Source organism: Bacillus sp. 22475 (assembly GCF_052044835.1).
GTDB lineage: Bacteria > Bacillota > Bacilli > Bacillales > Bacillaceae_G > Bacillus_A > Bacillus_A cereus.
On sequence record NZ_JBQENW010000073.1, the window covers coordinates 1 to 4,041 of the forward strand.

The following is a 4,041-nucleotide window of genomic DNA, read 5'->3' on the forward strand; positions in this document are numbered from 1 at the left end:
TACTATCCACTTCTTTTAGCCAAACAAGCTCTTTCTTCATGGCAGGTAGTTTGGCAGAGCATGTACCATAGGTCAAGCCTTTTCCTGTCTCTTTGTATGCTTGATCCCATAAGGATAGGAAATGATTGAATACAAAGCGAGAACATCCAATCGTTTTGTTGATTAGAATTGCTTGTGCCTGATTTGGATAGATACGAAACTTATAGGCTTTATTCATCATTATTTGATTCACCTCCATTTCGGTATATGACTATTATACACCAAACGTATATTCGATAGGTAGTGGAGTAACACTTTCTATATGTCGAACAATTAAGATGGCTTCCTGCCATCCCTTGTTCGAACCCAATTCATCTCCCACCTACTCACTGAACTGTGACCCTTCACGCTCCTTGAGGAAGGAGTCTTCTTGGCTAAAATGATAAAAATACCAACAATACCTGCGATTAATGCGAATTTAGAGAATTCAGATGGATATGTGAAGGCAACTACTGCCAAACAAGCAATAATCAATGTTAGTCTATAAAACAGTATTCCTTTAGACATTTCCATTTGAGGAATCACACCCTTCTTTTTATATTTGACTAGCAGCGCAACCAATTGCGTAACCAGCTAGACATCCAAGACAACCACCACATGCACCTTCGCAAGCCCATTTAGCCCATTGAGGCATAGTTTTCCAGTTGTTTTTAATACAACGTTGAACATCTTCCCAGTAACCTGCTTTTGCATTGTTTTCTTTTAAGATTGATTCACTTTTTCCATCAGTGAATAATTTCATCTGATTAAGTTTTCCATCTTTTGAATTTAGGTCTAAAGCCCCTACATTTTCACCATTTCCATAATAGAACAAAAAATTAAAATTTTTAATATTTTTATAATGATTGTAATATGTTGTTAACTTAGAGAGCTTTGATACATTCCATTTTTCATTTATTTAAAAATCAGATTATAAAAAAACACCTTCAAGAATGAAGGTGTTTTTTTCTTATAAGTCAGCGTGTGTTTGTAATAAATAATCTGGTCTTGCTGGTGCACCTCCACCGTCTCCTATATTTACAGCTTGATTTTTAAAAGAGTCGTTTAACCCTAACGATAGGATACTAATTAAAGATATTCCAAGTATAGTTAGATAGATTTTTTTCATTATTTTAACGCTCCTTTTTCTAATTCATTTTTTTGAGCTGTATTGCTCATGTAAAAATATTGACTTGCTTTGTTATGGTTATTTTCTTCATAAAACTTTAGAGCTAAGATATCAGCATATTCTTTTACGCATTCCCATAGTTTTTCTTGTTTGAAATAAGTAATACCTTCTGAAATAAATATTTCTAAAGTTAATGTAGGGACATTGTTGTTGAGGGCTTTTAAAATTTTAAAACGATGTTGGAATTCTTGATTGTTAAAATCGTTACTAAGTTTTAATCCTTTTTGAATTAGTTGATCGCTGTAATTATGGTCATTTATCTTATAGTATTCATATGCTTCTACGAAAAATGCTTTGAAATGGTTTGGATTGTTCTTTGTTACTTCAGATACATGACGAATCGCGAGTTTAGATAAATTTTGTTTTGAATATAACCAAGCTAAATTATGTCTTACCATAAGGATAGAATTTTTATGGTTATTTTTTTGGAATGTGTCTAGTGCCTTATTAAATGACTCCTCAGCTAATTCGAAATGTTTTAAATCAATACAACACAGACCTATAAAATTGTCACATAGTGCTACATTTATTTCATAATCTTCATGTTTTAAAAATTCTTCTTTAGCTAATTTTATATAATCAAGAGCTATTACTTGTTTATAGATTTGATAATAAAAATATCCCATTCGATAATTAAATTCAGCATGTTCTATTGGATCAGGAATGTGTATTAATAGTTCTTTTGCTTTTTCATAGTGTTCACTTGCTTCAGTGTAATTGGATGTTAAAGTACAATGAAATGCTTTAAAGAAGTGATAATAATAAGCCAGGAAGTCATCTGCTGGAGTTGTGAAATTATCCATTTCATCAAAACTGCTTTCGTTAATACTTATCCAATCTGTTAATGCTTTGTATCTAAAATCTAATAAAGAATAATATAAGATTAAGTTTTGATTTTCTTTGACATTGTTAATTTCATTGTCTATATACTCTTTTAATTGTTTTGCTTTAACTAATTGTTGTTTTAACATGGATTGATACCAGTCGTTTAATAATTTTGTTATTTGTTCATTTTCTAATTGAACATTCATAGAATCTTCCCCTTTTCCAAAATTATCTATATCTAATGTAAAACCATGGTATCATGGCATTACGTTAGATTAACCTTTAAATAAGTTGATATATATAAATTTCAATATTCTGTGTATTTTACCTTTAATTTTATTACGATCCTTATTTAGTATGGTTTTAGCAAAAGAAATACTAATAAATCCAGGGCACATTTATGGACAGTATGAAGGATATTACATACGTTTATCATACACCTATGCTTCAATTATATATTTATAAAATTAAATATAATAATTAAAAGAAATTATCCATCCACTTTAATGTGAGGTCATTGCCATCAAGTTAAGAAATTCATTATCCTAAAAACGAAAAAAATGAATTCTCATAAATTGGTGTAGAGAGATAAAAATTTTCTTTTTGTGGGTATTTCAAAATTTTAGCTTGATGGACATGTGTCACGCCCCTATTACTGATTGTTGTTAGAACTGCTGCTCCCACAAGAAGAATATCTGAAAAAATTATTTTAAAACAAAACCTCTTTATAAAAGAACGCGCGTTCGTATATAATAAGAACAAACATTCTTTTTATTTAGGGAGGAATAACAGTTTATGACTATTGTATCTTACCGAATAGAATCATCTTATGTGTTGATTTACGTAGCTTTTACCCGTCTATAAGTTGCATCAAAATGGGGTTAGATCCTATGTATACAAAATTGGCAGTAGTCGGTAATGTAAATAGAAACGGTTCAATCGTATTAGCTGCCACTCCCCCATTAAAAGAATTGGGAGTAAAGAAGATGGCGAGATTATACGAGATCCCTCGCAGAAAAGACATTCTAGTTGTAAATCCCATTATGGCTACTTACATTAAATGCTCCAATTACATAACAAAACTAGCTTTACAGTACATTCCCATTAAAGATTTTCACCAATATTCTATCGACGAGTTTTTCATGGATATTACGGATAGTATTCATTTATTTGCTAACAATCCCTATGAATTTGCGTTGACATTTAAACGTGAAATATATGCAAAAACACGGATCGAATGCACAATAGGAATTGGCCCTAACCCTTTAATGAGCAAAATAGCTTTAGATATAGATGTAAAATAAAATAAATTTACGTAAACATGTTTAAATCATTATAAAGGAGCATAAAAGAATGCAAGAGGTTCAAATAAGAAAGAATGCAGTAGGAGCAATTATTCATAATGATATTAAAAACTATCCCTATGTGAACTACCCGCCACTTAACGTCCTAATGGACTTTTTGAAGTGGGGGCTTCTCGGTTAGTCGTTACTTTTGGTAGCTAACGAATTCGTCCTAAGACAGCCGAGCTAACTCCCTTGTTCCAAGGGTTATTTTATTGCTATCTATGCTAACGCCAATAGGTGTATTGCTTCATTTTTGATATTGATAGCTGCGTTATAATCTCTATCGAGATTTACACCGCATATACAAGAATAGACTCGCTCAGACAATGACATATTTTTCACATTTCCACAACTGCTACATGTTTTTGTGGAAGGAAACCATTTGTCTATTTTCACAAGTTGTTTGCCTTGTTCATGTAGTTTATAAGCTAAAAAAGAAGTGAACATACCCCAACCATTGTCAGCGACACTTTTTCCAAAATGAAGTGCTTGCGACATTCCTTTCATATTTAGATCTTCAATAGCTACAACATCAAAATGAGTAGCTAACTCTTTAGACTTATGATGAAGGAAGTTCTTACGTTGGTTTGCTACTTTTTCATGCAGCTTAGCTACACGGATACGTTGTTTATTCCAACGCCCTGAACCTTTTGTACGTCTTGA

The 4,041-nt window shown here is 31.7% G+C and carries 6 protein-coding genes and 1 pseudogene; 2 read left to right on the forward strand and 5 right to left on the reverse strand.

Annotated elements, in window-relative coordinates:
- The 4 genes from ACTJJY_RS31700 to ACTJJY_RS31715 all read right to left on the reverse strand — a co-directional run.
- The coding region (locus ACTJJY_RS31700; protein ID WP_242281307.1) for a helix-turn-helix domain-containing protein at positions 1–220 on the reverse strand (220 nt) is incomplete at its 3' end.
- A gap of 354 nt (positions 221–574) precedes the next feature.
- Positions 575–781, reverse strand: coding sequence for a hypothetical protein (locus ACTJJY_RS31705; RefSeq protein WP_228161275.1), 207 nt, complete (start codon positions 779–781; stop codon positions 575–577).
- 207 nt (positions 782–988) lie between these two features.
- Positions 989–1,147 carry a Phr family secreted Rap phosphatase inhibitor gene (locus ACTJJY_RS31710; RefSeq protein WP_000725639.1) on the reverse strand — a complete coding sequence of 53 codons (159 nt, stop codon included), beginning with the start codon at positions 1,145–1,147 and terminating at the stop codon, positions 989–991.
- Positions 1,147–2,238: a RapH N-terminal domain-containing protein gene (locus ACTJJY_RS31715; RefSeq protein WP_103621945.1), complete on the reverse strand. Its 1,092-nt coding sequence runs from the start codon at positions 2,236–2,238 to the stop codon at positions 1,147–1,149. Before ACTJJY_RS31715 ends, ACTJJY_RS31710 begins: the two co-directional genes overlap by 1 nt.
- A gap of 579 nt (positions 2,239–2,817) precedes the next feature.
- Here ACTJJY_RS31715 and ACTJJY_RS31720 point away from each other — a divergent pair.
- Both ACTJJY_RS31720 and ACTJJY_RS31725 read left to right on the forward strand, forming a co-directional pair.
- Positions 2,818–3,333, forward strand: a pseudogene (locus ACTJJY_RS31720) (Y-family DNA polymerase); the annotation flags it as partial.
- Between the two features lie 52 nt (positions 3,334–3,385).
- On the forward strand, positions 3,386–3,517 hold the full coding sequence (locus tag ACTJJY_RS31725; protein ID WP_440607424.1) for a hypothetical protein: 132 nt from the start codon (positions 3,386–3,388) through the stop codon (positions 3,515–3,517).
- Between the two features lie 80 nt (positions 3,518–3,597).
- Here the strand turns inward: ACTJJY_RS31725 and ACTJJY_RS31730 are convergent.
- The coding region (locus tag ACTJJY_RS31730; RefSeq protein WP_440606806.1) for an RNA-guided endonuclease InsQ/TnpB family protein at positions 3,598–4,041 on the reverse strand (444 nt) is incomplete at its 5' end.